A 24,748-nucleotide genomic window follows, 5' to 3' on the forward strand; every position below is an offset into this window, starting at 1 on the left:
CCCCCCTGGCGACCATGCCGCCGATGCTGTGACCGACGAGGATGACGTCGCTCAGATCCTCGAAGAAGAGGAGATTCGCCACCTCGGTGACGTGCGTCTCCAGGTCGACATCGGGACTCATCAGGTGGGAGCGGTCACCGGAGCCGGTCAGCGACGGCGAGTAGACGGTGTGGCCGGCCGCCTCGAGCAGGCGAGCGACTCGCTGGTAGCACCAGCCGCCGTGACCGCCGCCGTGCACCAGGACGAAGCTTGCCATGGCGGAAACCTAGAGCACGTCAGCCCAAAGTTCAACATTCGTCTGTGAGGTTGTAGACAATCCCAGTTTTGTCCGACGTTAGACGTTCGAAGTCGGCACTTGTGCTTGCCATCGCATGTGACATAGGTTACGTTCGCATTTCGAGTTGACATCTCGTAATACGAGATGTAGATCAAGGGAGAGCTCATGTCGCAGCAGGCCGACTCCATGCCCGGTGCACCTACGTTCGTGAGCGACTGGTGATGATGCTGACTCACTCGGACGCTCCGGCAGCGCGGACCTCCGGCGCATCCTCGACCGAGACGGCCATCGGGACGGCCCGCGTCGAGCGCCTCGTCGCCTGGGGCTGGCAGCCCGCTGCCATCGTGGTCTGGATCTTCGTGGCCACCCCGCTGTTCGGCGGCTCGAACGTCTACCCGCTCCTGGTGCTCGCCGGCATCTACGGGATCGCGGTCGTCGGCGTGTCCCTCCTCGCCGGCCTCGGGGGGCAGATGACGCTGGGCCACGCGGTCTTCATGGCCATGGGCGCCTACGCATCCGCGCTCGCGACCACCAAGTGGGGCCTCTCGCCGCTGGCCGGCATGGCCCTCGGCATCGCGGCCGCGCTGACGCTCGCGCTGGTCACCAGCCCGATCCTCCGCCTTCGTGGCTGGTACCTGGCCATGGCGACCGCCGCGTTCTCGTTTCTCCTGCAGCAGGTCCTCGTCAACCTCAGAGACCTCACCGGCGGCAACAACGGGATCTTCGGCATCCCGCCTCTCTCAGTGGGTGGCTTCGAGGTGACGGGTGAGAAGTCGTACTTCATCTTCAGCTGGGCCGCTGTCCTCGTGCTGTTCCTGCTGGGTCGCAACATCGCGCGCTCCAGGTTCGGTCGATCGCTCACCGCCATCCACAAGGACACCGACGCGGCCGCAACGGTCGGGATCAACCCGGCACGGGCCAAGGCCGTGCTCTGGCTTGTTGCAGCAGTGCCCGCCGCATTCGCGGGATCCGTCTTCGCCCACTACAGCGCGTTCATCGCCCCGACAGACTTCGCCTTCGCGACCTCCCTGCTGCTCTTCCTTCCCGTCCTCGTCGGAGGAGAGCGAAGCATCTTCGCGGGGCTGGTCATGGTGACGGTCTTCATGACGACCTCCGCCTACGTCACTCAGACGTTGACCACCGAGCTCATGGAGGCCATCGCCGTGATCGTCATCTGCCTGCTGTCGCCACACGGACTCGCCGGCCTGGCGAGTACAGCCCTCAGCCGTCTTCGCGCCATCGGGAGGCGCGATGCTTGAAGCCTCGAGCCTCTGCGTGGAGTTCGGCGGCGTGTCGGCGCTCTCCGAGGTGACCTTCTCGGTTGCTGAGGGCTCCGTGCTCGGCCTCATCGGGCCCAACGGCGCAGGGAAGTCGACCTTCATCGGTGCCGCGAGCGGCGTCGTCCTTGCCAGCGCGGGAACCGTCACCTGGCGTGGTGCGCCCCTGGCTGGAAGACGCCCCGACCAGATCGCACGCCTCGGCATCGGGCGGACGTTCCAGCATGCCCGCCTCTTTCCAGGACTGACCGCCCTGGAGAACGTCATGATCGGGAGCCACCTCGCCGGTCGGTCCGGTGTCTTCAGCGCCATGTTCCGCTCGCGGAGGTGGCGCAAGGACGAGACGCTCCTGCGGAACGCCGCCCTCGATGCCATGGAGTCCGTCCACGCCCTCGAGCTGGCTCATCGTCTGAGCGAGGACCTCACCGCCGGGCAACAGCGCCTCGTCTCAGTGGCGCGCGCACTGGCAAGCGGGCCATCGCTGTTGTTTCTCGACGAGCCGGCTGCCGGCCTGACGGACGCCGAGCGGCATCTTCTGGCCGCCGACCTCAAGCAGTACTTCGCCACGCACGAGGTGACCGTGCTCCTCGTCGAGCACAACCTCGGGTTCCTGATGTCTCTCGTGTCCGACATCGTGGTCTTCGACCGCGGAACCGTCCTGGCCGAGGGCACGCCTGCCGAGATCCGCTCGAATCGGGCCGTCATCGACGCGTACCTGGGAGCCGACCATGCTGCGCGGTAAGGGGCTCGTAGCCGGATACCTCGGAGCACCGGTGCTGCACGAGGTGAGCATCGAGGTGCGTCCCGGAGAGGTGTTCTGCCTCCTCGGAGCAAACGGCGCGGGCAAGAGCACGACCGCCAAGTGCCTGGCCGGAGTGCTTGGACTTCGTGGCGGTCAGGTCACGATCGACGACGTCGACGTGACGGAGGCGAGCGCCAACGAGCGTGTGCGTCGAGGGCTCTCGCTGGTTCCCGAGGCGCGACACCTGTTCGGTCGCTCGACGGTTCGCGACAACGTGCTCCTGGGTGGCTGGACGAGATCACGGTCGGAGCGGAGCGCCTCCTACGACCGCGTCATGGAGACATTCCCTCAGCTGGGAAGACTGCTGAAGAGGAAGGCCCGCGACCTCTCCGGTGGTGAGCAGCAGATGGTTGCGATCGCGCGCGCCCTCATGGCCGACCCTCGCTACCTCATCCTCGACGAACCCAGCCTGGGCCTCGCGCCGATCTACGTCGACATCATCCTTCAGAAGGCCGCAGAGCTCGCCGCGCTCGGAGTCGGTGTCCTGCTGATCGAGCAGAACGTCGGGAAGGCGCTCTCCGTCGGCCACCACGGCGCGGTGGTCGAAACCGGCCGAGTCGTCCTGTCCGGCAGCGTGGACGAGCTCGCTTCCGATCCTGCAGTCGTCGACTCCTATCTGGGTAGTGTGGTGTGAGCACATTCCTGCAGCTGACCTTCGCGGGACTGAACGTCGGGTTCCTCTACATGCTGGTCGCTCTCGGCATGGTCGTGACCTATCAGGTCTCACGGGTGGAGAGCCTTGCTCAGGGCACGTACGTCGTCTACAGCGCGTTGATCTTCGGCTCGGTGCGCGACGGCCTGGGATGGCCGTTGGCCGCCCTTGCAAGTCTGCTCGCCTGTGCCGGCATCGCGGTGTTCCTGTACCTGCTCGCCCTCAACAGGCTCGCCACACGCGGTGAGACGGGACCCGTCATCATGCTCCTGGGCGGCGCGCTCCTCTTCGCAGAGCTGGCACGCCAGTTCTGGGGCCTCAACGACCGCAGTGCCAAGCCGTGGCTCTCCAACGAGCCGCTGCGGATCTTCGGTGCGACGGTGCTTCCTCACTCGCTGTTGATGTGGGCGGGCGCTGCCTTTCTGGTGATCGCCGGCTTCGTGCTCTTCGAGCGGACCATGCTGGGCAAGGCGCTTCGCGCGGCAGCAGACGATGTCGAAGGGGCGCGCATCGTCGGCATCAACACGAAGGTGATGCAGTTCGTCAGCTTCCAGGTTGCCGGCTTCTTCGGCGCAGCGGCCGGGATTCTCCTGTCCCCCATCATGCCCTTCGGCTGGACCTGGGTGTTCGCGCTGGCGTTGACGGGTGCGATCGGTGCCATCGCCGGCCGCTGGGAGTACGTCCCCGTGGCGCTGGCCTCCCTGGCCATCGGCCTGTTCGCCAGCTACGCCGGTGGCTACATCTCGACGTCGTGGCAAGACGTCTACATCTACGGCGCATTCATCGTCGTTCTCCTTCTGCTACGGGAAGACAAGAGGGCGGGTACTCGTCGTCGACACCGTAGGGGTGGCTCTTCGGGGCCTCGTATCGAGAACGGCCGGGCAACGGCGTCTGCCGCGGCCGGTCACAACTCCGCACCCGTCCGGGTGCCCGAAGAATGAGGCATGCAATGAAGCAACCAATGAGGGTGGTCGCCACGGCGATCGCGGCAGGCGCTGTCGCCCTCACCGCCGCCTGCGGGTCCTCGGGTGGCACCGCCGACGACAGCTCAGGTGAGTCGATCTCCATCGGCGTCGTCATCGACAAGACCGGCGCCCAGGCCGCGTACGGAGTTCCCGGACTGAACGGCATCCAGTTGGCGGTCGACCAGGTCAACGCCGACGGGGGCATCGACGGCAAGCAGATCGACCTGATCGTCGAGGACGGCACCTCGGATCCGACAGTCGCGGCCGCGGCAGCCAGAACACTCAGCTCGAAGACCAGCGTGGTGATCGGGACCTCGTCAAGTGCAGGATGCCGGGCCATGCAGCCGATCTTGGATCAGGCCAAGGTGCTTCACTTCTGCCTCTCACCCACCAACATCGAGCCGACGCCGTACTTCTTCCTCAGCATGGCACCGGTCACCGACTACGTGCCCGCGACGCTGCCCTGGCTCAAGGACCTGGGAGTCCACAAGATCGGCTTCATCGGCCAGGACGACGCCTCCGGTGATGGGTACCTCTCGATCTTCAGCTACATCGCCAAGAACGACCCCGGTCAGTATGAGGTCGTCGCCGAGCAGCGGTTCACGTCCGGCTCCACGAACCTGGAGACCCAGATGACGAAGCTGCGCGACGCCAAGCCGGACCTGATCGTCGCCGGCGTCTCGGGCGGCAACATCGTCCCGATAGCCCAGGCCACCAAGGCCCTCGGCATGACCCAGCCGATCTGGGTGGGCACGGGCTCGGCATCCTTGGACGCCTTGCAGCCGTTGGCCAACGACCTGCCGCAGGGCGGTCTGTTCGCCAATGCCTTCTGGGTCGACATCTCCGACGACGTGGAGGACGGCGTTCCCTACGCCGACAAGGTCAAGTCCTTCGCCAAGGCCTACACGGACAAGTACCGGGACCAGCCGCCCGCGGCCGCCGGGGCCGCCTACGACAACACTGAGATGATCATCAACGCGCTCAAGGGGGGAGCCACGAGCGGCCCCGAGATCGCCAAGGCGATCGAAGAAGGCTCCTACACCGGAGTCCTCGGACCCTACGAGTTCTCAGCGGACAAGCACCAGGGTGTCACTCTGCCGCCGGTCATGATGCAGTACACCGGTGCCGGCGGATTCGAGCTGGGCTTCTCCGGCTCCTGAACGACGCGACCCACCTACGCTGGTTCGGTTCTGGTCCGGGGACTCTCTTCGGGCCAGAACCGAACCACTGTGACGTCATCGGTCAGTCGAGCTTCTCCCTGATCTCCTTGGCCGCGGCGAGGACGGCGGCAGCCGTGCGCTCCAGCCGGGGCTCGGTGTAGTGGTGCTCGAGTCCCGCAACGGAGATCGCGCACACCGGGACGCCGCTGCGGTTGTAGACGACGGCGCCGAGGGACGCGACGCCCTGAGCGATTCCCTCCTGGTTCAGGGCCCAGCCGCGCTGCCGGATCAAAGCGATCCCCTTCCGGATGTCGTCGGCGGTTCGATCTCCCTGGAGGGTGTGCCAGTCGGTGTTCTCAGCGAGGTAGTGGTCGATCTCCGCGTCGCTCATAGCGCTCATGAGCGCCTGGGGAGCCGCCCCGAGGTGCATGGGAAGCCATTCGCCGGTGGTCCAGGAGACCACGTCCACCTCGAGCCCGGGCAGACGAGACAGGCATCGCGCCCCCCAGCCCTCGCGTACGGCGAGGAGAACACTCTGTCGCGTTTCGTCCCGGAGGTTCGCGAGCGTCGACTCCGCGACCCTGATGATGGGCATCCTGCTACGCACCGCCGAGCCGTACTGGAGCAACTTCATGCTGAGGTGATACCGGCCGGTGGAGGGGTCTCGGTCGAGTAGCCCGCCGTGTTCAAGCGAAGCGAGGAGCCGGAAGGCGGTGCTCCGGTTGGTGCCGATCACCTCCGCCACCTGAGTGGGGGTCAGGCCGTCAGTCACGGGCAAGAGGGCGTCCAGTGTCTTCACAGCCTTCTCGATGACCGCAATCCGGGAGCCTGCTGATCGTCCCGCCTGCTCGTCTGCGCCCGGCATTTTGAAAGCTTCCTCCTGTTTCGTGGGCGACGGGGTATCGGCTTGTGACGCGTGTATAGCGCGACTATATCTCGTAATACGAGATCTGAGGGAAACCCGGGGCGCATCACGGCCTGGGACCGCAGGTTGGACGTGGCCGTGAACGACACGATCTCCGTCAGCCCGACCCGGGTGAACCCGTCCGCCAGGGCGGCCTGGGCCGCCTCGGTGGCGTACCCGTGCCCCCAGGCGGGGCCGCGCGAGTCGCCAGCCGATCTCTACGCAGGGGGGTGAAGGGGGAGGTGAAGCGGGCGACCGACAGTCCGGTGAACCCGATGAACCGCCCGTCCGCCTCCACCGCCCACAGGCCGAAGCCGTGTTCCTCGAACCCCGCCTCGATGTGGTCGGCCATCGTGTCGCTCTGCTCGCGGGTGAGCGGGGCGGAAAAGGGCTCCATCACGACGGGGTCGGCGTTGAGCGCGGCGAACGGGCTCCTCCGGCGCCGGTCCAGCGCCGCAGCAGCAGCCGCTGTGTCCGGATCGCCGCCGTTCCCACCGGCCCATGCTACTCCCGCCGGCCCTGGCGAGGGTCAGCCTTTGTTCGCCGGCTTGAGCAGGCCCCTCTCGTACGCCGACGCGACCGCGGCCGCGCGGTCGTTGACCTCCAGCTTGGCGAAGATGTGGAGCAGGTGCGTCTTCACCGTGGCCTCGGTGATGAAGAGTTCGGCGGCGACCTCGCGGTTCGTGGCGCCGCGGGCGATGCGGAACGCCGGACGCCGATCAGTGCATCCGGTACCTGTCGAAGTCCCTGACGAAATCGATCAGCGACACGATCGACTCGACGAACCCGGCGCAACGGGAGCATGCCGCGCGGATGGCTGAGGCGCAGCGGTATGAGCCGTGCTCCCCGACGTGCGCGAACTGGCTGCGGTACGGCGTTCAGCCTAAGAACGCCAAGCCGGGCAAGGCTCCGGGCCGATGCCGGGGCAAGGCGCACAAGCCCGAACACCTCGGCTACGCCGGACGTCGCGTCCTGGTCTCACGCAAGTGGTCCAACAAGACCCTCGCCGAGCACAAGCAGGACCGGCGCACCTGGGTCCTGGAAGCGCTCGGCCAGACCGACGAACCCACCGACCCGCACCGGTACATCTGGCGGCCGGTCCCGGCCGGAGGTCCGAGCGTGTCACCGCTGGCCGTACGCCTGCTGCGGTCGGTCCATGAACGCCAGCGATGGCGCGACCACATGGCTGTACTCCAGGCCAGAGCAGAAGGGCGAGATCTTTCGGCAACTTCGGCGTCTGAGGCGGCAGCATGAAGGGTGACACTGAACTCGTGGTCCACCTTCCGGACACAGATCCTCGTCTGACTCCGCGTGCTGCGGCGGAGCTGCTCACCATCCTGTTGGAAGCCTCTCAAGAGGCGCACAGTCCCATTGCGGACGCTGCTTGAGGGAGGGACAACGTATGGAGACGACCCGCTTCGCCTTCTACGGCCGAGTGTCGACTGAGGACAACCAGGACCCGGCCTCGTCTCGGGCTTGGCAGATCACGCGCTCGCGCGCGCTCATCGAACCTAGAGGTGGGATGATCGTCGCGGAGTTCTTCGACGTGGACAAGTCTCGCTCGATTCCTTGGCAGCGACGGCCGCAAGCATCGGCGCTGCTGGCGGAGTTGCGTCGTCCTGACCGTGGTTTCGGGGCTGTCGTCATCGGAGAGCCGCACAGAGCCTTCTACGGGAACCAGCACGGCCTGACCTTCCCCCTGTTTGAGCACTTCGGGGTCCCGCTGTGGGTGCCTGAGGTGGGTGGCCCATCGATCCGTCCAACGAAGCACACGATCTTGTGATGAGCGTGTTCGGTGGGATGAGCAAGGGGGAGCGGAACCGCGTCAAGATTCGTGTGCGGACCGCGATGTCCGCTCAGGCTCAGGTGGAGGGGCGGTTTCTCGGTGGGCGTCCGCCGTACGGCTATGTTCTGGTTGATGCCGGACCGCATCCCAACCCGGCGAAAGCTGCGGACGGCAAGCGTTCTTCTTCTGGGGTCAATGGCACACAAGTCAATCAAAGTGACCCCACGGAAGGCGGGGCACATCAGTGCTGGTGTCTTCGTCGCCAGCGTGAGCGGCGCAGCTGAGCACAGGACGCCTCCTTCAGCTTCCGTTCGCGGCCGAGCGCGGTGGCTGCCGTGCCTGGTTCCGGAACTGTGCGGGCGATGAGCCGACCACGCGGCGGAACGCGGTGCTGAACGCGCTCTCGGACAGGTAGCCCGTGGCCCGTGCGAGCTCGGAGATCGACAGAGTGTCGCGGGCGAGGGCGTCGCGCGCGAGGCTCATGCGCCATTGGATCAGGTACTCCAACGGCGGGACCCCGACGTGGCTCTTGAAGGCCTGGGCGAACGCGGAACGGGACATGTGGCTGATCTCGGCGAGCTCCTTGAGGCTCCAGGAGTGGGCCACGTCCGCGTGCACGGCACGCAGGGCGGCACCGATGCCGTCCTCGTTCAGGGCGCCCAGCCAGCCGGTGGGCCGGTCCGTCTGACCGGCGTGAGCACGCAGCATGTGCACGAGCAGGATCTGTGCGAGGTGGTTCTGCACCAGCGGGCCGCCGGCGGCGGCGACCCCGACCTCGGTGGCCAGGAGATCGATCAGCTGCGCGAGCCGCCTGCCATGAGGATCGGCCACGCGGACGATCACGAGCGGCGGCAGAAGATCGGTCAGGAGGGCCGCGTTCCTGTCGTCGAACGCGATGTGCCCGACGCAGAGGTAGAGGTCCTCCTCGGACTCCGGGCCGATCCGCACGAACCCGTCTTCGGCACCCGCCCACACCGGCTCCGCAGGGCGCGGGCTTGCGTCGAGCGTGCTGGCCAGCACGTAAGGCGGCGGGTTGCCCAGCATGAAGGTGTCACCCGCCTGCAGGAGCACCGGCTCGTGCCCTTCGAGGATCAACCAGCACGTGCCGCGCACGAGGCCCCCGACCCGCACGTGCAAGAACGTGTCGAAGCGCAAAGCCCACTCTCCCGCGGCCCGGAGGCTGGGCCCGACCACCGTGCGGGGCCGGAGCAGGCCGATCGCGTCAGCCACTGGATCCCGAAATCCGAGCACCGACGACACCTCCTGGACGATACGTAAAGAACGCCGGACTCTGCATCATGGATAGTATCCCCGATCTCCCGCAGTATCGATGTCGAACAGATCGGCATCGAGACAGTGACGGAGACACCCACATGGGACAGCTGGAAGGCAAGACGTCGGTGGTCACCGGGGGCAGCACCGGTATCGGTCTGGCCACCGCCGTACGGCTGGCGGACGAGGGCGCGTACGTGTTCGTCACCGGCCGACGCGAGTCCGAACTGGAGGCCGCCGTCAAGACCATCGGAGCAGACCGGGCCACCGCGGTCGTCGGCGACATCTCCAAGCCGGAGGACCTGGACCGGCTCTACGAGGCGGTCCGGGCGCGAGGCAAGGGTTTGGACGTGCTCGTGGCGAACGCGGCGGTCGGTGCGTTCGTGACGCTGGAACAGACCACCGAGGAGCACTTCGACCAGACCTTCGCGGTCAACGTCCGAGGCACGCTGTTCACCGTGCAGAAGGCGTTGCCGCTGCTCAACGACGGAGCCTCGATCGTCCTGGTCGGTTCGACGGCCGGCGACCGTGGAGTAGCGGCGTTCGGCGCGTACGCGGCGTCGAAGGCGGCCGTCCGGTCCTTCGCGCGGACGTGGTCCAACGAGCTCAAGGACCGTGGCATCCGGGTCAACGTGGTCTCGCCGGCATGGATCGAGACTCCCGGGGGCACCGCCGCTTTCGGCGACGAGGAGACCGCCCGGGCCGTCAAGGAGAATGTCGCCGCGACCGTGGCCAAGGGCCGTATGGGTCAGCCTGAGGAGGCCGCCGCAGTCGTGGCCTTCCTGGCCTCGGAACAGAGCAGCTACGTCGTCGGCGCGAACATCTACGTCGACGGTGGCACGAACCAGATCTGAGCAGGCACCACACGGTGGGTGGCATCTGAAGCGTTCCAGGTTCTATGCCGCTACTACTAGGAGCGTGCGGTGAACCGCCCGTCGCCTCGCTTGCGCAGCCAGCCGCGGTCGGCGAGCTTGGTCATCTTCGCGCGCAGCGGTTTCAGCTTGCCACGCACCGTCACCTGAAGGCCCAGTTCCTCGCCCACCGCCCCTACCTGGACGGGGCCGTCGGCGGCCCGCACGATCGCTCAGGGCCGTGGACAGCACCTCGGGCATCCAGATTTCTTCGGCCACGCTCGGCGCGCCGCATGTCTGGCCTGGTCGCGCGCCGGAGGGTCGCTGGCAACCCCGAATCCGCGACGAGTACACCTCCAGCAGGGTCTCCGGCAGATCGACGCGGGACAGCATCGCCTCCACCGCTTCCCGCGCAGGGCACGCAGGGAGACCGGCTCCGCGTGGTCGCGGGCGACCGTTGCAGACGATCCAAGCGGTACCTCATCTGACATACCGCCATTCCATCGGCCGGAGGGTGGGCCGCGTCATGGGTGATGAGCGGGTAGTGTCTCGGATCTCAGACAGGGGGTGGGATGGCGGAAGGCAACGTTCCCGCGTTGCGCCGCGGGCTCGCGCTGCTGGGCGCGCTTGCTCGGCAGGCGGGTCCGGTGTCGGCGGCGGCGCTGGCCCGCGACCTCGGGCTGCCGCGCTCCACCACCTACCACCTGCTCGCGGAGCTGGAGGCCGCTGGTTTCGTGGTGCACCTGCCTGGCGAGCGGCGCTATGGCCTCGGCATCGCGGCGTTCGAGCTCGGCTCGGCCTATCTGCGGCACGACCCGCTCGAACGGCTGGCCGGGCCGATCCTGCGCGGGCTGGTCGACCTCGTCGGCCACAACGCCCACCTGGGCGTGCTGCACGGCAACGAACTGCTGTATCTGATCAAGGAACGGCCCACGCGGCCGGAGACCCTGGTCACCGACGTCGGTGTCCGGCTCCCGGCGCACCTCACCGCGTCGGGGCGGGCCATGCTGGCCTGCCTGCCCGCCGCCCAGGTCCGGGCGCTGTTTCCCGCCGCGTCGGCGTTCGTGCGCCGGACCGAGCGCGGGCCGGGTGGCCTGGCCGAGCTGCGGGACACGCTGGGCGCGCACCGCAGGCTCGGCTGGGCCATCGAGGACGGCCATGTCACCGAGGGTTTCGCCTCGGTGGCCGCCCCGGTGTTCGACTACGGCGGCCGGCCGCTGGCGGCCATCAGCGTGACCTTCCGCCATCCCTGCGCGGGCGCCGGATGTGTTCAGACCTGGCCCGAGATCGCCGAATCGGTCCGGTCGGCGGCCGGTGAGCTGACCAGCCGGATCGGGGGCCGGATCGGGGGCCGGCCATCCTGACGGGGGGTCACGCGGGCCCGACGAGGTGCTGCGGTGCGCCCAGCGCGACCGACAGTTCGCGCGCGTGCCGCACGAGCGCGGCGCCGTACCGTTCGACGTCCGCGTCGGTAGTGCGGTACGCGGGCGCGTTGATGCTGATGGCGCCGAGGATCTCTCCGTTGTGCCCGAGGACCGGCGCGGCGACCGCGGTGACGTCGGAGTCGGGCCGCTGGGAGGTGACGAAGCCCCGGGGCGTGGTCGCCCCGTCGAGCGCGGCCCCCAGGGCGGTCCCGTCGCGGGGGATGGTCCTGCCCGTCCAGACCGCGGTCTGCACCTGTCGCGGGGAGGGGACCTGCCGCAGGTAGAGGACTTCGCCGGGCGGTCCGGGCACGCCGAGGCTGGCGGTCTCCGACGTCTCCTCGACGAGCTGGATGAGGTGGGGGCCGACCAGTTCGTAGAGCGCGTTGTCGCGCAGGGCGGCGGCGGCGAGTTGCCGCATGCGGGTCCCGCTGCGGTACTTGCCGTCCTCGCCGCGCACCACCAGGTCGTGCTGGGCGAGGGTCGCCAGCAGCCGGGACGCGGTGGCCGCCGACAGCTCCGTCGCGCGGGCGAGGTCGGACAGCGTGCCCTGCGTCGTCGACTCAAGGACGGCGGCCAGCAATCTGAGCGCCCGGTCGACCGACCGCGTCGAGCCCTCCTGGCTCGGTGCGACGGAAGTCATAGTCCACCTTCTCTTTTCATCTGCCGAAAATCGATCTTGTTGTATGAAAAGCATCTGTTACCCGGTAGTCATCTTGGCGTGATGGTGAAAATCCAGTGTTACCTCGTTGTTTCCAACCTGGCGGCACGCCGATGGCAGGACATGTTTTTCACCTAGTGAATGTACCAATCTCCTGTTGACTATCAAGTTTGTATCGCCGTACGGTGCCTGCATCTCGATCGGGCCATTCGCGCGGCGCCACACATCGACCGCGAAGCCCTCGCGAGGCCACCCTGCAGCCCCGCGTTCCGTCCCCCCGTTCCTCATGACCGCACCCGGAGGTGCCAGTGGTCGCCAAGGCAGAGATCCGTACCGACGTCGGCTCCGTAGAGGAGGTGATCAAGGCCATCGACGCCGCCCGCGAGCGGATCTGGGACACCCCTCCCCAGGAGGTGCTCAACCTCGGCAAGGGCATCGTCCCCATGGGCACCGGAGCCAAGAACAACTACCTGTCGACGCTGATCTTCGCCGAGAACGAGCTGCGTACGCTGACCGACGAGATCCTCTGGTTCGCCTGGATCACCGCCACCCGCAACCCGGACGCCGAACTGCGCACCCTCGTCCTCTACATGGACGAGATGTGCCAGTACAAGGCCAACATGAACGACTACGTCGGCCTGCCGGACGGCTGCGCGATTCTCAAGCTGTACGTCGGCGGGATCCGCGCCGCCACCACCCTCGAGGAGTTCGCCCGGCTCACCGAGTCGGCGATGACCTACTTCAACCGCCTGCACGGCTGGGTCGACATCGTCTTCCCCTGGGGCCTGGTCAACGGCTTCCACCGGGTCAACCCCCTCCAGAAGATCGCCGACGCCGCCGCCGGCCGCGCCTGACCAGAACAGGAACCACCATGCTCGTCAACCTCAACCTCGACGGCGCGGACATCGCGGTAATCGAGATCTGGGAAGACAAGGTCCCCGAGATCGCCGCCAAGCTCCGGGAGGCGCTGCCGTTCCCCACCTACCTCCAGCACGGCAAGCTCACCGGCGACCTGCTGCTCATGCAGACCAAGATCCTCGCCGACTGGGAGAACATGTTCTACCCGGAAGACCTCGCCGAACAGGTCGCCGCCGAGGGCACCGAGATCCGCGGGGCCGTCTCCTACTACGGCCCGCGCCAGCAGATCTCGATCATGTACGGCAACGACATCCCCCCGGAGCCCCTGCCCGTCTCCGGCATCGGAAAGGTCGTCAAGGGCGCCGACAAACTCGAACTCATCGGACTCAAGACCTGGCTGGAGCCGGGAATGCGCGTCGTCCTGTCCCTCATCGATTCCCCCGTCGACGAAGAGCCGACATGACCCGGACCCCCCAAGCTCCCCGAAGGAAAAAGACCATGCCCGGTTCTTGGACCGACAACGCCCGCCGCCTCCTCATCCCCCTGATGGTCCCCCTCATGGTCGCCGCCCTCGCCTCCTGCGGCGGTTCGCCCACGGAGAGCCCCACGGCGCAGCAGACCCCGTCAAGCCCGGCGAACCCCCACCAGGGCGGCACGCTCCGCGTCGGCATCACCTCCCTCTCGACGGCCGACGCCCTCGACCCGGCAAAGGTCTCCACCGCCGGCGGCTACGCGATCGCCGGCCAGCTCTACGACACGCTCACCGAGTACGGCACCGACGGCAAGGTGACCATGCGCCTGGCCGAATCAGTGGAACCCGGCGACACCGCCGACAAGTGGACGGTCACCCTCCGTGACGGCGCGGTGTTCTCCGACGGCTCGCCGGTCAACGCCAAAGCCGTCCGCCACACCTTCCAGCGCATCTTCGACGAGAAGCTGCCCCCCTCGACCTCGATGCCCTACGTCGACCCCGCCGCCATCACCGTCGTGGACGACAGGACGCTCACCTTCACCCTCAAAGAGCCGACCGTCCTGTTCCCCGAGGCCCTCACCTCGCCGACCGTGAGCATCGTCCCGGAAGGCTTCACCCCGGCCAAACCGGTCGGCTCGGGCCCGTTCGTGCTGGAGACCAACAAGCCGGGAACCTCCATCACCTTCACCGCCAACACCAGGTACTGGGGCGGGAAACCCTACGCCGAGCGGCTGGAACTCATCAGCTTCGAAGACGCCTCCGCGCAGGTCAACGCCCTGATCGGCGGCCAGATCGAAATGGCCTCCAGCATCGACCCCAGCCTCGTCCCCGTCGTCAAGGCGGCGGGTGACAAGTACGTCGTCGACTCCTACGCCACGTCCGGGACGCTGACCTGGCAGATGAACGTCAAGCAGAAGCCGTTCAACGACCCGGTCGTCCGCCAGGCCCTCCGCCTGGCCGTCAACCGCAAGGAACTCATCGACCAGGCCATGGCCGGCTACGGCAGCGTCGGAAACGACGTCTTCTCACCGTTCGACGCCATGTACAACAAGTCGCTTCCGCAGCGCCAAGCCGACCCCGCGCAGGCGAAGAAGCTGCTGCAGGACGCCGGATACACGCTCCCGATCAAGGTCGAGCTGACGGCCGCGCCCCTGACGTCCTACGCCGACCGGCTCAACGAGGTCTTCGTCCGGCAGGCCGCCGTAGCCGGCTTCGACATCACCTTCCGCTCGGTCGACTCGGCGACCTACTACGGCGACGGCTACGGCACCTACCCCCTGTCCATGTCCTACTGGGGTTTCCTGGGGATCTTCGACCAGGCGGCCTTCACCATCGTCAAGGACGCGCCGTACAACGCCACCAAGTGGCAGGACGACGAGTACGACACCCTCTACGACCAGGCCGTGCAGACCGTCGACGACGCCAAGCGCGCCGATCTGGTCCACCAGATGCAGCAGATCGAGTACGACCGCGGCGCCTACGTCGTGGCCGTCTTCCTGAACGCGATCAACGCCTACTCCACGTCCCTGACCGGCTACTCCACCTACCCCAACACCGACGGCGGCAACGGATACCACTTCAACACCATCGGTTTCGTCTCCTGATATTCCAGGACACGCGACGGGAGTCCAGGATCATGCTCAAAGAGAAGACGACGCGAGGGCGGGCGCGCACGCGGCGCGAGGCGTCCACGGGATGGCCGGCGCGGCTGGTCCTGCGGCGGCTGATCACCGCGGCCGCCATCCTGCTCGTCGTCTCGCTCGTCGTCTTCTTCCTCACCCAGGCCCTGCCCGGCGACGTCGTCCACCAGATCCTCGGGCAGACGGCCACCGACGAGCAGATCGCGCGGCTGCGCGCCGAACTCGGCCTGGACCGGCCGCTGGTCGCGCAGTATCTGGACTGGTTCTCCGGAATCCTGCGCCTGGACTTCGGAACCTCCCTGACCTCCGGCACGCCGGTCGCCGACCTGGTCGGCGACCGGATGGCGGCCACCCTCGTCCTGGTCGCCGTCACCGCCGCGATCCTGCTGCCCGTGGCCTTCACGCTTGGCACGCTGGCGGCCCGGCGGCCCGGCGGCGTACTCGACCACCTGGTGTCGGGGGCCGCGACCGTGCTGTTGTCGCTGCCCGAGTTCGTGGTCGGGATCCTGCTCGTACTGCTCCTGGCGACCAACATTTGGCCGGTGCTGCCGCCCACGTCGGTCGTCAGCGGAAACCAGCGCGTCTGGGACGACCCCCGCCTCATGGTCCTGCCGGTCCTCACCCTCGTGCTCACGGCGATGCCGTACCTCACGGAGTCGGTGAAGACCGCCGTACGCGACGAGCTGGCCTCCGACCACATCCGGTGGGCGCGGCTGTCCGGGATCGGCGAGCGGCGCATCCTGCTCCGCCACGCGCTGCCCAACGCCGTGGGCCCGAGCCTCCAGGTCAGCGCGATGACCCTGACCTACCTCCTCGGCGGGACAGTGACGATCGAGGTGGTCTTCGCCTATCCCGGACTGGGCTCCGCGCTCGTCAGCGCGGTCGCCGACCGGGACGTCACCGTCGTCCAGGGCATCGTGATGGTCGTCGCGGCCCTCTCGCTGCTCCTCTATCTCCTTGTCGACCTCCTGGGCGCCCTGGCGGCCCCTCGATCCAAAGGGAGGGCGGGATGAACGCCGCCAACTCCACACCCGTCCACGATGACCGCAGGACGACCGTCGTGGCGCGGATGCTACGCGATCCGCGCAGCGTGCTGGGCACCGTCGCGGTGGTGCTGGTGGTCGTCCCGGCCGTCGTTGGGCCGCATCTGGCCACGCGGGATCCCGAGGAGTTCGCCGGAGCGCCCCTCCTGGGCCCCGCCGCAGGCCATCTGCTCGGCACCGACATCCTCGGCAGGGACGTGCTGACCCGGCTGCTCGCCGGCGGGCAAACCTTCATCATCCAAGGGGCGCTCGCGACACTGATCGGGGTCACCCTGGGCGCCGGAGTCGGGATCGCCATGGCAATGCTCTCCCGCAGGGCCTCCGAGCTGCTGCTGTCGGTCAACGACACGTTCATCGTGATCCCGCAGATCCTCGTCTCCCTGCTCGTGATCACCCGTTTCGGGGCCACCCCGCCGGTTCTGGTGGCCGTCGTCGCCCTGTCCCACGTGGCACACACCGCGAGGGTCGCGCGTGCCGCGACGTCGCACGTCGCCAGCTCGGACTACGTGCTCGCCGCCGCAGGGATCGGGCTGTCCCGGCGGCGCATCGCGGCACACGAGCTCCTGCCCAACGTGCTTCCCGTCCTCCTGGTCGAACTCGGGGTGCGGCTGGCGGCCTCATTCGTGCTCCTGGCCTCGCTGAACTTCCTCGGGTTCGGCTCCTCGGGGCTGGAGTGGGGCCGAATGATCGAGGAGAACAAGGGGGGTCTCGCGGTCCAGCCGCTGGCGGTGATGGCGCCCGTCCTCGTCATGGCGGTCTTCCTGATCGGGATGAACCTGGTACGCGACGGCGCGAGCCGCGCCCTGGCCGCGAGGTCGGCACGATGACGCCCACGGCAGACGCGCCCCGGGCCGAGATCCGCGACCTGCGGATCGTCGTACGGGCCTCCGGCGAGGCGGTCGTGCCGGGCATCGATCTCACCGTCGAGGCGGGCCGGATCGTCGGGCTGGCGGGCGAGACCGGGTCCGGCAAATCGACGCTCGGCCTGTCCCTGCTCGGCTACGTCGCCCCCGGCCTTGATGTGCGGGCGGGCACCGTCCGGGTGAACGGGCAGCCGGTGGTCGGGGAAGGTGTCCAGAACCTGCGGTCGGTGCGCGGCCGCACGGTGTCGTACGTCCCGCAGGACCCCTCCTCGGCGCTCAATCCCTCGCTGCGAGTCGGGGACATAGTCCGCGAAGTCATGGCCGCGCACGGAGTGCTCGACCGCGGCGCGCAGCGGCGGCGCGCACAGGAGTTGTTCTCCGCCGTCGGCCTGCCCGCCGACGCGTCCTTCCACCGGCGCTACCCCCACGAACTCTCCGGGGGACAGAAGCAGCGCGTCGCCATCGCGGTCGCGTTCGCGCTCGACCCGGCCGTGGTCGTGATGGACGAACCGACCACCGGGCTGGACGTCTCGACCACGCGGAAGGTCGTCTCCCTGGTCCGCGAAATGAGCGCCAGGACGGGCTCCTCGGTGGTGTTCGTCTCCCACGACCTGCGGCTGCTCATGAGCTTCGCCGATCGCATCCTGGTGATGCGCGGCGGGGAAATCGTCGAGGACGTCCCCGCATCCCGGTTCGCCGAGGCCGCCACCCACCCGTACTCGCGGAAGCTGCTGGCCTCCTTGCCGGACACGACCACACTCGCACCCCGCCGCTACCGCCGGGCCGGGACGTACGCGCTGGAGCTCGCCGCCGTGAGCGCCAGGTACGGGAAGACAACCGCGACCCACGCCGTGAGCCTGCGGGTGCCGACCGGCGAATGCCTGGCCCTGGTCGGGGAGTCTGGCAGCGGCAAAACGACGCTCGCGCGCTGCGTCGCGGGCTTCCACTCCGACTATGACGGCGACGTGCTCGTGGCCGATGCCGTGCTGCCGCGAGCGGTCGAGCGGCGGGCGCTCGCCCAACGGCGGGCGGTGCAGTACGTCTTCCAGAACCCGCACGCGTCCCTCAACCCCCGGCGCAGCGTCGGCGACTCCGTCGCTCTGGCCGCCGCCACCCTGGGCGGGCTGCCACGCCGACAGGCCTGGTCACGCGCCCGGGAAATGGTCGAGCGCGTGGGCCTGCGCGCCGACCACATGGTCGCCCTGCCGCACGAACTGAGCGGAGGTCAGTGTCAGCGCATGGCACTCGCCCGTGCCCTCGCCGCCCAGCCCGACGTCCTGGTCTGCGACGAGGTGACCTCCTCTCTGGACGTCTCGGTGCAGGCGGGGATCGTCGACCTGTTGCAGGACCTGCAGAAGGAGCGGCGGCTGTCGATGCTCTTCATCACCCACGACCTGACGCTCGCCCGCGTCGTCGCGGAGAACACAGCCGTGCTTCTCGACGGAACGGTAGTGGAGTACGGAGACAGCCAGAGCGTGCTGCAGGCACCACGGCACGACTACACGCGGCGCCTGGTCGAGGCCGCACAAGCGACACACGACCAGATGTGATCTATGAGCCATTTTCATCCTGAGTACCGGCCGTCTTCGACGGTCTGCAGGACGAGCATGGCCTGGATGATCGCGGTACGGTCCGCATGCCAGACGCCACTCGTTGAACTCATGTCGGGCGCTGCGATGTGGCCCGCCTCTATGACGAACTTTCGCTGCCCCGCCGTCACGCGTCCGCTCCCGCCTGCCCGTCGACCACGAACACCAGGGTGCCGAGGCGGGCGGTGGGCTCCTCGACGGTGGTCAGGCGGCCGCGGCGTCCGGTGCTGGACGCCAGCGGTACGCCCTGCGGCAGGCCTGTGACCCGTACTCGGAGCAGGTTGCGGCACCCGTCCAAGCGGATCGCCGCGTACGCGTACGGGAGGTCGGGGTGGATCCGGGGTGGGCAGAACTGCAGGTCGCACGCGGTGCATGCGCTGGAATGCGGTGACGCGGCGCCACGTCGAAGAGGACGTTGGAGTGACGGCGTTCCTTGAGGAACTGCGTTCCTCGCTCAAGGACGGCACCTTCACCGCGATGCCGGTCCGGGTCGTCCAGCTGGTCAGCGGGCGGCCAGGCCGGTGAGCAGGAGGGTGAGCCAGCGGGCGCGGACGGCCGATGGCTGGTCGGTGGGGGCGGTGGAGAACAGCAGGTAAAGGTCGTCGACGGTGAAGTCGGCGCGCAGATCCCCCGCTGTCTGCGCGGCGTGGATGAGTTCGCCGAGGGCGCGGGTGGCGCGAGCCTCATCCTCCCGGGTGGCCGGGTCGGCGGCGTTCAAGGTGCGGGCGGCGGCTTTGACGGCATGGTCGTGGGCGGCGGTGTCGACCAGGCGGGTGAGGAACCCGGTGATCTCTTCCAGCGCGCGGGAGCCGTTGGCCGCGCGTCGCCGGGCGGCTTCGGCGTCGTCGGCGACCGCGGTGATCGAGGCGGCGACCACGGCGGCGACCAGCTCGGTCTTGGTCAGGAAGTGCTTGTACAGGGTGCCGACCGCGACCCCGGCAGCGGCGGCGATCTGCTCCATCGACACGCCGGGACCGTGCGCGGTGATCTGCTCATGGGCCGCGCCCATGATCTTGGCGCGGTTGCGGACGGCGTCGGCGCGCGGCGGTCGTGCGGAGGTCATGAGGTACTCCCTGAGAGCGGCTTCACGCAACGTGAACTATGCTTCATGATATATGGTGAAGCACCATTCACTTTATTAGGGGAGTGAGACATGACCGCGACAGGCAAGACCGCGCTGGTGACCGGGGCGTCCTCGGGGATCGGCGAGGCCACCGCACTGAAACTGCACGACCTCGGCTACACCGTCTACGGCGCCGCCCGCCGCACCGACCGGCTCAAGACCCTCGCCGACCTCGGGGTGCGGCCGCTGGCCATGGACGTGACCGACGCCGAGTCCGCCACCGCCGGCATCGAGCAGATCATCGCCGAGACCGGCCGCATCGACGTGCTGGTCAACAACGCCGGGTACGGCTCCTACGGCGCGATCGAGGACGTCCCGATGCGCGAGGCACGCGCTCAGTTCGACGTCAACGTGTTCGGCGCCGCCGAACTGATCCGCCTGGTCCTGCCCCACATGCGTGCCCAGCGGTCCGGGACGATCGTGAACGTCACCTCCATGGGCGGCAAGATCTACACCCCACTGGGCGGCTGGTACCACGGCACCAAGTTCGCCCTGGAGGCCCTCAGCGACTGCCTGCGCCTGGAGGTCAAGCCGTTCGGCATCCACGTCGTCGTCATCGAACCCGGCGGCATCGCCACCGAATGGGGCGGCATCGCCGCCGACAACCTCAAGGCGGCCTCCGGCTCCGGCCCCTACGCGGCGCAGGCCACCGCCGTCGCGACCTCGCTGTCCGTGCCGGCCAACGCCCGCCGCAACTCCCCGCCCCGCGTCATCGCCGACGCCATCGCCAAGGCCGTCACCGCCCGCCGTCCCAAGACCCGCTACACCGCCGGATTCGGCGCCAAACCCCTCATCTTCACACGGTGGCTCCTGTCGGATCGCGCCTTCGACGCCCTTATCGGCCGCGCCGTCGGCCTGCCCCGACGCTGAACGGGTCCCAATCACCCCACGCACGCGGTGGCCGTGCTGTCGCCGACCTCGGCCACCACATCGAGGTCGTGCATGATCAGCGAGACGTCGCGCCCGAGGACGGTCCCTTGCGCCTGTTCAACTTCACGCTCTTTCATGTTCTGGAAGTACGCGAGCGCGGCTCGGAGAACCCGAGCAGCAGCGTCGTGATGTGGGTGCCACCGAGGCGTTCGGCCGGTCAGCTCGGACTCGAAGCCGAAGCCGCCGCCAGGGAGGGCCGCGCTCGCTGGGGACCTGCCCCCGAACGTACCGGCGGCCGAAGCGGTGGCGGCGATAGCAGCAGCCTGCACGATGCCGACTGACAGCTGTGGACGACACAGCGCCTCCTTGTAGTAGGCAACTTCCCGGCCGTGCTCCACCGGCTGGCGCTGGCCGTCTACCTCCCGAAGAGGGCGAAATGGGTGCATTGCGGAGCGGCCTGGGCGAGCACGGCCGCTTGAGTGAGTAGGTGGGTCGGGGGTTGTTAGCGATAACATTGCGGGCTGTTAGGAACATACGAAAGAGAATCGGCCAAAGTCAATGGCGGCGGCCACTCAGGTAGACATGGCCGCCGGGTGACTCCCGGCAACCCACCGCCGCTTCGCGGGAAGGAACTGCCATCGAATCGTAAGTTGCTTGCGCTGGAGCGCTCCGCACAGTCTTGACAGTGCAAGCTACGCCGCCTAATGTCGCAAAACATCGCGGTTGTTAACTTCTGGTTTCAAAGTGTTAGCGCTAACAGCATGAGGAGCCCCCAACTCATGAGAGCGATCCACCTTGTCACGGCCGACCCGCAGTCTCTCGGCGGGAGTGCTCCACTCCGGCCCGCCTGCACGAACCTGATCATCCTCACGAACGCCCGGCTCGCCGCTGTCGTGCCGCTCCCTAGGTGACCGCCTGACCCGGTACACCCAGCGCACGACATCACCGAAATCGTCAACCGCGAGCCCTCACGCTCGGCCGCTCCTCCAGCGAGCCCCGCACCTCGGCCGGACCAGCCACGAGTCCACCCGGCGCTGACGGTCGACTCTTCACATCGATCCCTCAGATTCCGCCACACCCTGTCATCAGGCGTGCCTGACATCACCCATCTCCACCTGTTGCATGCCCGAACTGTCCTGGTCTGCGGTGGTCGCCGCGCTCTTTCGGTGACTGGCGCGAACATCAGCACCACCCACGTTCTGTCGCGTCTGGAGTTCGTCATGTCCGCATCTCCCCGATCTCTTCTCCCTGGGTCGGCCGGCATCGTCGCCGGGTTACGTTTTCTCGCCCTAGCCCGGAAACTTGTCTGCTCCGCGGTGGCTGCGCGGCCGAGGAGCATTTCGCTCCTGACCGTCGGCATGCTCCTGTGCGCAGGTCTGGTGTCCACGGGCGGTGTGGCGAACGCCGCCGGTGAGTGGTCGCCCAAGCCGTCGTACACGTCGACGGACAAGGGCGATGGCACCTACTCCGTGCCGCTCCTTCGCGCCGACGTGCCCGACATCAGCGTCGAGCGAGTCCCGGCCGCCGAGAACAAGGAGCACCGGGACATCTACTACATGATCAGCACGACGATGCACCTGAGCCCGGGTGCGCCGATCATGAAGTCCTACGACCTCGTCAACTGGCAGATCGTCAACTACGTCTTCAACCGGGCGGACATCGGAGACGCCTTCTCCCTGCGCAACGGACAGACCTCCTACGGTCAGGGCCAGTGGGCGTCGTCCCTCCGTTATCACGACGGCAAGTTCTATGTCGTCTTCAACACCAACAACCTCGGCGGCGCGTACATCTACCGCACCGGCGACGTCGAGAACGGCAAGTGGGAGCGCACGCCCCTCGGCCGCGGCCTGCACGACCCGTCGCTGTTCTTCGACGTCGACGGCACGGCGTACATCTTCTACGGCTCCGGCGGGACAAGCGCCGTGCGCCTCAACTCCGACCTGACGGCCATCGCGCAGGACTATCCGAACATCTTCACGGCGAGCAACTACGCCGGCAGGCCGTTCATCGGCGGCCTGTTCGAGGGTGCCCAGTTCTACTACATCGACGGCTACTACTACGCCGTGATCATCACCTGGCCCTCCGGGCAGGGCCGTCAGGTCGTCATGTTCCGTTCGAAGGAACTGCTCGGGCGCTACACCTCCGCGGGCGGCGTGAACACCTACGAGGCGCGCGGGGTGCTCAACTCCAACGGCTTCGCCCAAGGCAGCCTCGTGCCGATCTCGCGCGCGGACGGCGGCACCGACTGGCACGGCATGTTCTTCCGCGACACCTTCCCCATCGGGCGCATCCCGGCGCTCATCCCCGCCACGTGGCAGGACGGGTGGCCGACGTTCGGCAACAACGGGGTCGTGCCGGTGGACGGCGTGTTCGGCAAGCCGATCAAGCTCAGCCCGCAGGAGGAGGCGCTTGAGCGCCAGAAGGGCGTGGTCGCCTCGGACGACTTCGCCAACGATGCGCCGCACAAGGCGTACATGGACGAAGAGTGGACGATCCCGGCTCCGCCCACGTACGACGAGTCGCTCATCGGGGTCGAACTCCTGCAGAACCAGGGGTTCGAATCCGGCACGGTCTCGCCGTGGGCCGCACAGTTCGGCGCCACGGTCAGCCGGGACACGACCGATCCGGCCTCGGGATTGGCGGCGCTGAAGGTGAGCAACCGCACGCTCAACGGGTCAGGCCCGAACCAGTACCTGAACGGGAAGATTCAGCGCGGCGTGACCTACGCCGTGTCGGCGAAGATCAAGTACAGCTCCGGCCCGAGCAGCATCCGGTTCAACCTCGTGGCGGACTGGGGTGCGGGCGTCCAGACGATGGCCTCCGGGAACGTGTCGGCCGGGCAGTGGGCGACGGTGTCCGGCCAGTACACCGTTCCGGCGACGGCGAACCCGGACAACTTCAAGTTCGCGGTGGAGACGCCGTGGGCCAACCCGCAGCCGCCGTCCTCCAGCGTGGAGTATCTGATCGACGACGTGTCGATCATCGGGCAGCCGGTGACGACCGAGTACCCGGCCCAGGAGGAGATCGCCCCCAACGGGTCGCGGCTGGATCCGGTGTGGGAGTGGAACCACGCCCCCGACAACCGGTACTGGTCGCTCACCGACCGTGACGGATGGCTGCGGCTGACGACCGGAAAGGTGGTCACCGGCCAGTACATCTACACAAAGCTCTCCAACCGGGCCGAGCTGGCCTGGTTCGAGGAGGCGCGGAACACGCTCTCGCAGCGGACGTTCGGGCCGCGCCAGTCGGTCGAGACCAAGATGGATATCTCCGGCATGAAGAACGGCGACGTGGCCGGCCTGGCCGCCTACAACCGCGGATTCTCGTACGTGGCGGTCAAGCGCGCCGGCGGCCAGAACACGCTGGGCGTCGTCAACCGGGTGCAGCCGTTCGCGGTCGACCTCAACCAGACGACGCTGGAGAACTTCGTGCCGGGCACGACGGTGTCACTGGGGGACGCGACCCAGGTGTACGTGAAGGCGGACCTCGACTTCACCTCGCCGGTCGGACAGCTGTGGACGACGTTCTACTACAGCCTCGACGGGCTGGAATGGACCCAACTCGGCAACCGCGTCGGTCCGCAGACGCTGGACGGCAGCCTCGCGCACTTCATGGGACACCGGGTCGGCCTGTTCGACTACGCGACGCAGGAGAAGGGCGGGCACGTCGACTTCGACTACTACCTGCTCAGCGACACGCTGACCGCGCAGAACAAGCCCCTGGACACCAGCGCCCTCGACGCGGCCATCGCCTACGCGGGCACGCTCGACAAGCACTACTACCCCAAGGACGCCTGGGCCGCGATGCAGGCCGCGCTCGCCGGCGCGACGGCGGCGCGGGCCGGTGACTTCGGCACCCAGAACCAGATCGACGCGCCGGAACGGGCGCTCAGCTACCAGCTGGCCCGGCTCGGCACGCTCAAGACCGACGCGCCGTCGCTGGAGGTGTCCGTCGTGGCGGACACCCGGTGCGTCGGCGAGAAGGTGATGGTGACCGTCGAGGTGACCAACAACGAGGCGGTCCACGTGAAGGCGTCGGCGGAGTCGGCGTACGGTGCGCGGCCGTTCGGGTCGGTGCCGCCGGGCAAGCAGAAGCCCCGCTCGTTCCCGACCAACGAGGCGAGTGTGGCGGCCGGGACCGTGACGGTGGCGGTGTCCGCGACGCTGAACGGTGAGCCGGTGTCCGCGTCGCTGACGGCGGACTACGCCGCCCGCTCCTGCGGCTGATCACCCGCGCTTGATCTTTGGGGCGGCCCGGTGCCG

Annotated in this window: 27 protein-coding genes and 2 pseudogenes; 18 read left to right on the forward strand and 11 right to left on the reverse strand. The window is 67.9% G+C overall.

The window, feature by feature from the left end:
• Positions 1 to 4 precede the first annotated feature (4 nt).
• Positions 5 to 256 (reverse strand): annotated as a pseudogene (locus tag KIP79_RS50435) (alpha/beta fold hydrolase); the annotation flags it as partial.
• A 242-nt stretch (positions 257 to 498) separates the two neighbouring features.
• Here KIP79_RS50435 and KIP79_RS19050 point away from each other — a divergent pair.
• Genes KIP79_RS19050 through KIP79_RS19070 form a run of 5 tightly spaced genes read left to right on the forward strand, consistent with a single transcriptional unit; the run spans position 499 to position 5,133 of the window.
• On the forward strand, positions 499 to 1,536 hold the full coding sequence (locus tag KIP79_RS19050; RefSeq protein WP_250213485.1) for a branched-chain amino acid ABC transporter permease: 1,038 nt from the start codon (positions 499 to 501) through the stop codon (positions 1,534 to 1,536).
• On the forward strand, positions 1,529 to 2,296 hold the full coding sequence (locus KIP79_RS19055; RefSeq protein WP_214106275.1) for an ABC transporter ATP-binding protein: 768 nt from the start codon (positions 1,529 to 1,531) through the stop codon (positions 2,294 to 2,296). Before KIP79_RS19050 ends, KIP79_RS19055 begins: the two co-directional genes overlap by 8 nt.
• A 31-nt stretch (positions 2,297 to 2,327) precedes the next feature.
• Entirely contained in the window at positions 2,328 to 2,990 is a 663-nt protein-coding gene (locus KIP79_RS19060; RefSeq protein ID WP_308169786.1) for an ABC transporter ATP-binding protein, read from the forward strand.
• Complete coding sequence (locus KIP79_RS19065) at positions 2,987 to 3,949, forward strand: branched-chain amino acid ABC transporter permease (protein ID WP_214106193.1); 963 nt, start codon at positions 2,987 to 2,989, stop codon at positions 3,947 to 3,949. Before KIP79_RS19060 ends, KIP79_RS19065 begins: the two co-directional genes overlap by 4 nt.
• 20 nt (positions 3,950 to 3,969) lie before the next feature.
• Positions 3,970 to 5,133: an ABC transporter substrate-binding protein gene (locus tag KIP79_RS19070; protein ID WP_214106194.1), complete on the forward strand. Its 1,164-nt coding sequence runs from the start codon at positions 3,970 to 3,972 to the stop codon at positions 5,131 to 5,133.
• A gap of 82 nt (positions 5,134 to 5,215) precedes the next feature.
• Here the strand turns inward: KIP79_RS19070 and KIP79_RS19075 are convergent, their stop codons facing one another.
• The 4 genes and pseudogenes from KIP79_RS19075 to KIP79_RS19085 all read right to left on the reverse strand — a co-directional run.
• Entirely contained in the window at positions 5,216 to 5,998 is a 783-nt protein-coding gene (locus KIP79_RS19075) for an IclR family transcriptional regulator (RefSeq protein WP_214106195.1), read from the reverse strand.
• Positions 5,929 to 6,186, reverse strand: coding sequence for a GNAT family protein (locus tag KIP79_RS47100; RefSeq protein ID WP_250213487.1), 258 nt, complete (start codon positions 6,184 to 6,186; stop codon positions 5,929 to 5,931). The genes KIP79_RS19075 and KIP79_RS47100 overlap by 70 nt, the downstream gene beginning before the upstream one ends.
• The gene (locus tag KIP79_RS47105; protein ID WP_250213459.1) at positions 6,156 to 6,434 is read right to left on the reverse strand and encodes a GNAT family N-acetyltransferase; all 279 of its coding nucleotides are present in this window, start codon (positions 6,432 to 6,434) and stop codon (positions 6,156 to 6,158) included. The genes KIP79_RS47100 and KIP79_RS47105 overlap by 31 nt, the downstream gene beginning before the upstream one ends.
• 132 nt (positions 6,435 to 6,566) lie before the next feature.
• Positions 6,567 to 6,737 (reverse strand): annotated as a pseudogene (locus tag KIP79_RS19085) (response regulator transcription factor); the annotation flags it as partial.
• A gap of 59 nt (positions 6,738 to 6,796) precedes the next feature.
• Between KIP79_RS19085 and KIP79_RS19090 the strand changes: the two are divergent.
• The 3 genes from KIP79_RS19090 to KIP79_RS19100 all read left to right on the forward strand — a co-directional run bounded on the left by KIP79_RS19090 (position 6,797) and on the right by KIP79_RS19100 (position 8,107).
• Entirely contained in the window at positions 6,797 to 7,291 is a 495-nt protein-coding gene (locus KIP79_RS19090; protein WP_372453616.1) for a replication initiator, read from the forward strand.
• 148 nt (positions 7,292 to 7,439) lie between these two features.
• A complete protein-coding gene (locus tag KIP79_RS19095; RefSeq protein ID WP_214106196.1) occupies positions 7,440 to 7,820 on the forward strand; it encodes a recombinase family protein in 381 nt (126 codons plus the stop codon).
• The gene (locus KIP79_RS19100) at positions 7,820 to 8,107 is read left to right on the forward strand and encodes a hypothetical protein (RefSeq protein ID WP_214106197.1); all 288 of its coding nucleotides are present in this window, start codon (positions 7,820 to 7,822) and stop codon (positions 8,105 to 8,107) included. The genes KIP79_RS19095 and KIP79_RS19100 overlap by 1 nt, the downstream gene beginning before the upstream one ends.
• Before the next feature lie 16 nt (positions 8,108 to 8,123).
• Here KIP79_RS19100 and KIP79_RS49520 read toward each other — a convergent pair whose 3' ends face one another.
• Positions 8,124 to 9,053: an AraC family transcriptional regulator gene (locus tag KIP79_RS49520; protein WP_214106198.1), complete on the reverse strand. Its 930-nt coding sequence runs from the start codon at positions 9,051 to 9,053 to the stop codon at positions 8,124 to 8,126.
• A 143-nt stretch (positions 9,054 to 9,196) separates the two neighbouring features.
• Between KIP79_RS49520 and KIP79_RS19110 the strand changes: the two genes are divergently transcribed.
• Positions 9,197 to 9,949 (forward strand): SDR family NAD(P)-dependent oxidoreductase, encoded by a 753-nt coding sequence (locus KIP79_RS19110; RefSeq protein WP_214106199.1) that lies wholly within the window; start codon positions 9,197 to 9,199, stop codon positions 9,947 to 9,949.
• Positions 9,950 to 10,005: 56 nt separating this feature from the next.
• Here the strand turns inward: KIP79_RS19110 and KIP79_RS48465 are convergent, their stop codons facing one another.
• Complete coding sequence (locus tag KIP79_RS48465; RefSeq protein ID WP_256447331.1) at positions 10,006 to 10,137, reverse strand: hypothetical protein; 132 nt, start codon at positions 10,135 to 10,137, stop codon at positions 10,006 to 10,008.
• A 381-nt stretch (positions 10,138 to 10,518) separates the two neighbouring features.
• Here KIP79_RS48465 and KIP79_RS19115 point away from each other — a divergent pair, with 381 nt between their 5' ends.
• Positions 10,519 to 11,310, forward strand: a complete 792-nt coding sequence (locus tag KIP79_RS19115; protein ID WP_214106200.1) for an IclR family transcriptional regulator — start codon at positions 10,519 to 10,521, stop codon at positions 11,308 to 11,310.
• A 7-nt stretch (positions 11,311 to 11,317) separates the two neighbouring features.
• On the opposite strand, the gene KIP79_RS19120 is transcribed toward KIP79_RS19115, so the two are convergent.
• A complete protein-coding gene (locus KIP79_RS19120) occupies positions 11,318 to 12,010 on the reverse strand; it encodes an IclR family transcriptional regulator (RefSeq protein ID WP_214106201.1) in 693 nt (230 codons plus the stop codon).
• Between the two features lie 326 nt (positions 12,011 to 12,336).
• On the opposite strand from KIP79_RS19120, the gene KIP79_RS19125 reads away from it, so the two are divergent.
• Genes KIP79_RS19125 through KIP79_RS19150 form a run of 6 tightly spaced genes read left to right on the forward strand, consistent with a single transcriptional unit; the run spans position 12,337 to position 18,454 of the window.
• Positions 12,337 to 12,882: a cucumopine synthase-related protein gene (locus tag KIP79_RS19125; protein ID WP_214106202.1), complete on the forward strand. Its 546-nt coding sequence runs from the start codon at positions 12,337 to 12,339 to the stop codon at positions 12,880 to 12,882.
• A gap of 17 nt (positions 12,883 to 12,899) precedes the next feature.
• Entirely contained in the window at positions 12,900 to 13,349 is a 450-nt protein-coding gene (locus KIP79_RS19130) for a hypothetical protein (RefSeq protein WP_214106203.1), read from the forward strand.
• 35 nt (positions 13,350 to 13,384) lie between these two features.
• Entirely contained in the window at positions 13,385 to 14,962 is a 1,578-nt protein-coding gene (locus KIP79_RS19135; RefSeq protein WP_214106204.1) for an ABC transporter substrate-binding protein, read from the forward strand.
• 32 nt (positions 14,963 to 14,994) lie between these two features.
• Complete coding sequence (locus tag KIP79_RS19140; protein ID WP_214106205.1) at positions 14,995 to 16,011, forward strand: ABC transporter permease; 1,017 nt, start codon at positions 14,995 to 14,997, stop codon at positions 16,009 to 16,011.
• Positions 16,008 to 16,868: an ABC transporter permease gene (locus KIP79_RS19145; RefSeq protein ID WP_214106206.1), complete on the forward strand. Its 861-nt coding sequence runs from the start codon at positions 16,008 to 16,010 to the stop codon at positions 16,866 to 16,868. The genes KIP79_RS19140 and KIP79_RS19145 overlap by 4 nt, the downstream gene beginning before the upstream one ends.
• Positions 16,865 to 18,454 carry an ABC transporter ATP-binding protein gene (locus KIP79_RS19150; protein WP_214106207.1) on the forward strand — a complete coding sequence of 530 codons (1,590 nt, stop codon included), beginning with the start codon at positions 16,865 to 16,867 and terminating at the stop codon, positions 18,452 to 18,454. The genes KIP79_RS19145 and KIP79_RS19150 overlap by 4 nt, the downstream gene beginning before the upstream one ends.
• Positions 18,455 to 18,620: 166 nt before the next feature.
• Here the strand turns inward: KIP79_RS19150 and KIP79_RS19155 are convergent, their stop codons facing one another.
• The gene (locus KIP79_RS19155) at positions 18,621 to 18,791 is read right to left on the reverse strand and encodes a hypothetical protein (protein WP_214106208.1); all 171 of its coding nucleotides are present in this window, start codon (positions 18,789 to 18,791) and stop codon (positions 18,621 to 18,623) included.
• Positions 18,792 to 18,995: 204 nt separating this feature from the next.
• Positions 18,996 to 19,556 carry a TetR/AcrR family transcriptional regulator gene (locus KIP79_RS19160; RefSeq protein WP_214106209.1) on the reverse strand — a complete coding sequence of 187 codons (561 nt, stop codon included), beginning with the start codon at positions 19,554 to 19,556 and terminating at the stop codon, positions 18,996 to 18,998.
• 90 nt (positions 19,557 to 19,646) lie between these two features.
• On the opposite strand from KIP79_RS19160, the gene KIP79_RS19165 reads away from it, so the two are divergent.
• Positions 19,647 to 20,486 carry an oxidoreductase gene (locus tag KIP79_RS19165; RefSeq protein WP_214106210.1) on the forward strand — a complete coding sequence of 280 codons (840 nt, stop codon included), beginning with the start codon at positions 19,647 to 19,649 and terminating at the stop codon, positions 20,484 to 20,486.
• Positions 20,487 to 20,497: 11 nt separating this feature from the next.
• On the opposite strand, the gene KIP79_RS19170 is transcribed toward KIP79_RS19165, so the two are convergent.
• A complete protein-coding gene (locus KIP79_RS19170; protein WP_214106211.1) occupies positions 20,498 to 20,884 on the reverse strand; it encodes a hypothetical protein in 387 nt (128 codons plus the stop codon).
• A 918-nt stretch (positions 20,885 to 21,802) separates the two neighbouring features.
• On the opposite strand from KIP79_RS19170, the gene KIP79_RS19175 reads away from it, so the two are divergent.
• Entirely contained in the window at positions 21,803 to 24,712 is a 2,910-nt protein-coding gene (locus KIP79_RS19175; RefSeq protein ID WP_214106212.1) for a beta-xylosidase family glycoside hydrolase, read from the forward strand.
• The last annotated feature ends 36 nt before the right edge of the window (positions 24,713 to 24,748 follow it).

The organism is Acrocarpospora catenulata, assembly GCF_018476525.1.
Classification (GTDB): Bacteria; Actinomycetota; Actinomycetes; order Streptosporangiales; family Streptosporangiaceae; genus Acrocarpospora; species Acrocarpospora catenulata.

Excerpts from the sequence above, each read along its gene's own strand:
- KIP79_RS47105 (WP_250213459.1), bottom strand. The coding sequence starts at position 6,434 with ATGGAGCCCTTTTCCGCCCCGCTCACCCGCGAGCAGAGCGACACGATG.
- KIP79_RS19165 (WP_214106210.1), top strand. The coding sequence starts at position 19,647 with ATGACCGCGACAGGCAAGACCGCGCTGGTGACCGGGGCGTCCTCGGGG.
- KIP79_RS19115 (WP_214106200.1), top strand. The coding sequence starts at position 10,519 with ATGGCGGAAGGCAACGTTCCCGCGTTGCGCCGCGGGCTCGCGCTGCTG.
- KIP79_RS19070 (WP_214106194.1), top strand. The coding sequence starts at position 3,970 with ATGAGGGTGGTCGCCACGGCGATCGCGGCAGGCGCTGTCGCCCTCACC.
- KIP79_RS19160 (WP_214106209.1), bottom strand. The coding sequence starts at position 19,556 with ATGACCTCCGCACGACCGCCGCGCGCCGACGCCGTCCGCAACCGCGCC.
- KIP79_RS19150 (WP_214106207.1), top strand. The coding sequence starts at position 16,865 with ATGACGCCCACGGCAGACGCGCCCCGGGCCGAGATCCGCGACCTGCGG.
- KIP79_RS19095 (WP_214106196.1), top strand. The coding sequence starts at position 7,440 with ATGGAGACGACCCGCTTCGCCTTCTACGGCCGAGTGTCGACTGAGGAC.
- KIP79_RS19110 (WP_214106199.1), top strand. The coding sequence starts at position 9,197 with ATGGGACAGCTGGAAGGCAAGACGTCGGTGGTCACCGGGGGCAGCACC.
- KIP79_RS19075 (WP_214106195.1), bottom strand. The coding sequence starts at position 5,998 with ATGCCGGGCGCAGACGAGCAGGCGGGACGATCAGCAGGCTCCCGGATT.
- KIP79_RS19050 (WP_250213485.1), top strand. The coding sequence starts at position 499 with ATGATGCTGACTCACTCGGACGCTCCGGCAGCGCGGACCTCCGGCGCA.
- KIP79_RS19140 (WP_214106205.1), top strand. The coding sequence starts at position 14,995 with ATGCTCAAAGAGAAGACGACGCGAGGGCGGGCGCGCACGCGGCGCGAG.
- KIP79_RS19130 (WP_214106203.1), top strand. The coding sequence starts at position 12,900 with ATGCTCGTCAACCTCAACCTCGACGGCGCGGACATCGCGGTAATCGAG.
- KIP79_RS19120 (WP_214106201.1), bottom strand. The coding sequence starts at position 12,010 with ATGACTTCCGTCGCACCGAGCCAGGAGGGCTCGACGCGGTCGGTCGAC.
- KIP79_RS19145 (WP_214106206.1), top strand. The coding sequence starts at position 16,008 with ATGAACGCCGCCAACTCCACACCCGTCCACGATGACCGCAGGACGACC.
- KIP79_RS19100 (WP_214106197.1), top strand. The coding sequence starts at position 7,820 with ATGAGCGTGTTCGGTGGGATGAGCAAGGGGGAGCGGAACCGCGTCAAG.
- KIP79_RS19135 (WP_214106204.1), top strand. The coding sequence starts at position 13,385 with ATGCCCGGTTCTTGGACCGACAACGCCCGCCGCCTCCTCATCCCCCTG.
- KIP79_RS19055 (WP_214106275.1), top strand. The coding sequence starts at position 1,529 with ATGCTTGAAGCCTCGAGCCTCTGCGTGGAGTTCGGCGGCGTGTCGGCG.